This window comes from Embleya sp. NPDC056575 (genome assembly GCF_042793325.1).
GTDB lineage: Bacteria > Actinomycetota > Actinomycetes > Streptomycetales > Streptomycetaceae > Embleya.
On sequence record NZ_JBHTVA010000154.1, the window covers coordinates 1 to 3,447 of the forward strand.

The window sequence follows — 3,447 nt, forward strand, 5'->3', positions numbered from 1 at the left end:
CGGTGGCCTAAACGCAACAAAGCCCCCAAACCCACCCCCCCGGGGGGGGGCGCGGGTGACCTATTGCATTCGCCCGGGGGGCCCGGCCCCCGGGGGAGGGGGCCCCGCCCCGACGAGGGCTCGCGGAAGACTCGCGGATCAGGCCCCCGCCGCCGCGCTGCCCGCCCCCAGGGGCGCGTCGGCGAAGGCCCCCGACAGCAGGTGTCCGGCGCCGGGCGCGAAGGCCGGCAGGTCGAGTGCGCGGAGCATCTGGTGCACCGTGCACACCGCCGCCGAGACGACCGGCTTGCCCAGCCGCTGTTCGGCGTCCTCGATCGCGGCGAGCGACGGCATCTGTACGCACGCCGACAACACCACCGCGTCCGCGTCGGCGTGCGCGAGCCGGTCCGCGATGTCGGGCAGGCGCAGCGGGTCGTGCGCCGCCACGTCGAGGTTGTCCGGGATCTCCAGCGCCTCGAAGTCCAGCACCTCGATCCCTTCGTGCCCGAGGTAGTCCACCACCGTGCGGGTCAGCGGCAGCATGTACGGCGCGACCAGCGCGACCTTGCGCGCGCCGATGGTGTGCAGCCCGTGCACGAGAGCGCCGGCGCTGGTGACCACGGGCGCGGGCGCGCCGTTCTCGACGGTGCGCCCGTGCAGGCGTTCCTCGGAGACCCGGTGGTAGCCGAGTCCCATGCTCATGATCGCCACCAGGCACGCGTAGCCGAGCACGTCCACCCGCGCGTCGGACAGTTCGACGGCGCACCGGTCGGAGTCGGCGTCCATCGCCGCCAGTTGCTCGGGGGTGACGTGGGTCATCCGCATCCGGCTGGAGTGGAACGTGAAGCGCTCCGGGGCGACCGTCTCGCGGGCTCGCAGGATCGCGGGCACCTCGGTTTCCATCGTGACATTGGAACTCGGCACGATCTGGCCGACGCGGTAGGGGTGTTGACGCACGGGAGGGGCCTCCTGCTGGTGCCGGGAAGAGAGAGCGGGCGGGGCGGGTTCGGGTCAGCGGGCGTCGATCACCGGGTTGGTCAGAGTGCCGATGCGCTCGACGGTCGCCTCGACCACGTCGCCCGGCCGCAGGTATTGCGGCGGGACCTGGGCCGCGCCGACCCCGGACGGCGAGCCGGTGGAGATCACGTCGCCGGGCTCCAGGGTCATCCCGGAAGAGATGTCGGCGATCAGCCGGGGGATGTCGAACAACATGTGCCGGGTGTTGGACTTCTGCTTGACGTCGCCGTTGACCCGCAGCGACAGGTCGAGGTTCTGTGCGTCGGGGATCTCGTCGGCGGTGACCACGGCCGGGCCGAACGGGGCGTAGGAGTCCTGGCCCTTGGAGAAGAACCACTGGCCGGAGCGGCGCTGGTCCCGGGCGCTGATGTCGTTCATGATGCTGTAGCCGAACACGTGGTCCCACGCGTCGGCTTCGCTCACCTTGTAGGCGGTTCGGCCGATCACCACGGCGAGTTCGCATTCCCAGTCGAGTTGTGCGGTCAGGTCCGCGTTGTGCAGGATCGGCGCGCCGGGGCCGGTGACAGCGGTGGCCGGCTTGCCGAACAGCACCGGACGGTCCGGGAGTTCCTTCGCGGTGTCGAGGGTGCGGCTGGACTCGGCCACGTGCTCGACGTAGTTGAGCCCGATGCCGATGATCTTCCCGGGGCGCAGCGGCGCGAGCAGCCGCACCTCGCCGCCGGCGTGCACGGTGCCGGCCGGGCGGTCGGCGGGCGCGCCGGCGAGCAGTTCGCGCGCGGTGTCGAGCGCGTCGGCGCCCGCCCGGACGAACGACAGCAGGTCGCCGGGGAGTTCGACGCCCGCGGCGGCGGCCAGGGCGGCCAGGTCGATCACGTGCGCGCCGTCCTCGGCGCCCAGGCGGGGCGACGAGTCGCCGACGGTGTAGGTGACCAGGCGCATGGGGTGTCCTCACTGTCTTGCGTCCGGGCGGCGCGGTCGCGGCGCCCCGGGTGGTGGGTTTGCGGGATGAACCGGCTCAGCCGGCCGGCGTCGGCTGGTGGCCGTCGTTGTCGACGTAGGCCTCTTCGCGGAAGAAGCCCAGCGAGCGCATCACGGGGAAGTCGTTGAACGAGAACAGCACCGCGTCCTCGCCCTGGTCGAGGTTGGCGTGCTCGTGCCAGGCCCACGCGGGCACCGCGAAGACGTCGCCCTCGTGCCATTCGAACCGCTGTCCGGCCACGATCGAGACGCCGTGACCCTTGGCCGCGGTGTAGACGACCGAGCCGGTGTGCCGGTGTGCCTTCGTCGCCTGGCCGGCACGCAGGAGTTGGATGTGCGCGCTCATCGTGGGCATCACCGACCCGCCGGTGGCGGGGTTGGTGTACTCCATGATCAGGCCGTCGTACGGCGATCCCTCGCTCGCCTTGGCCAGGTCGAGCAGCGCCTGGTAGGTGGGTTCCCACGGCCAGGCGAGCAGCGGGGAGTAGGGCCGGGTCCACCGTTCGACGCCGTACGGCACGAGGTTGCCGCCGTAGGTCAGGACGGAGGAGTTCACCACCTTGCCGGGCACCTGGTAGACGTCCGGGTGGACCTCGTAGAAGCCCGCGTCGAGCGCGTTGACCAGCGGGATGTCCAGGCCGTCCTGCCAGATCACCGGCGTGTCGTCGGACTCGTTGCCGTGTTCGTGCCAGGTCCCGTTCGGGGTGATCGCGAAGTCGCGGGCGCCGACCCGCAGTTTCTCGCCGTCCACGATCGTCCAGGCGCCGGTGCCCTCCAGGACGAAGCGCAGCGCGGCGGCCTGGTGTCGGTGTGCGGTCATCGACTCGCCGGGGCCCATGATCTGCAGGCCGGTGTACAGCAGGCCCGCCGCGGCGCTGATGTCCCGGCGGCCGGGGTTGACCAGCATGACCACCCGGCGGCCGGCGTCGTCGGCCTTGACCAGGTCGAGCGCCTTGCGGACCAGCGGGCGCAGTTCGGCGTAGCGCCACAGGGTGGGTACCGACTTGGGCTGCGGGTACCAGGGTTCGATCTCGTTCGCCACGGTCCACAGCGCGCCGGCCTCGCGTTCGGCCAACTCGGCGTAGTAGGCGCTCAGTTCCGGGGTGTCGGTGACTCGGGCCCGGCCCAGCATGTTGTCGTCCTGGGTGGTCATGTCTCCTCCTCGGGTACGGGGGTGGCGGCGGGGGCGAGGGGCGGCGCGGCGGCGGGGTCGTGGGTGAGCGTGATCGGGGACCGGGGTCGGTTGTCCACGTTCAGCGCGAAGACGTCGAAGCGGTTGTAGTGGCCGACGATGTCGTGCATCTGCTTGGGCTGGATGCACCTGGCGAGGTCGATGTCGGCGTAGACGATGCCCTCGTCGTCGATCAGCGGTTCGCCGATGGGGCGCCCGTCCGGGCCGAAGACGCCCGAGTAGGCGCTGCGTTCGCGGCCCAGCTGTTTGCGCACCTCTTCGTCGTCGCCGGCGATGGCGTCGACGATCTCGGGCGAGATGGTCGAGCAGGCGACCACCTG

At 71.5% G+C, this 3,447-nt stretch carries 3 protein-coding genes and 1 pseudogene; all 4 read right to left on the reverse strand.

All coding sequences use genetic code 11. The annotated features are described in order from the left end of the window. Positions 1-138: 138 nt before the first annotated feature. Entirely contained in the window at positions 139-882 is a 744-nt protein-coding gene (locus tag ACFRCG_RS48300; RefSeq protein ID WP_380043038.1) for an Asp/Glu racemase, read from the reverse strand. Positions 883-990: 108 nt separating this feature from the next. Next, a complete protein-coding gene (locus ACFRCG_RS48305; RefSeq protein ID WP_380043039.1) occupies positions 991-1,896 on the reverse strand; it encodes a fumarylacetoacetate hydrolase family protein in 906 nt (301 codons plus the stop codon). Between the two features lie 76 nt (positions 1,897-1,972). Beyond that, positions 1,973-3,088: a cupin domain-containing protein gene (locus tag ACFRCG_RS48310; RefSeq protein WP_379997115.1), complete on the reverse strand. Its 1,116-nt coding sequence runs from the start codon at positions 3,086-3,088 to the stop codon at positions 1,973-1,975. Beyond that, positions 3,085-3,447: pseudogene (locus ACFRCG_RS48315) on the reverse strand (carbon-nitrogen hydrolase family protein); the annotation flags it as partial. The gene ACFRCG_RS48310 and the pseudogene ACFRCG_RS48315, both read right to left, overlap by 4 nt.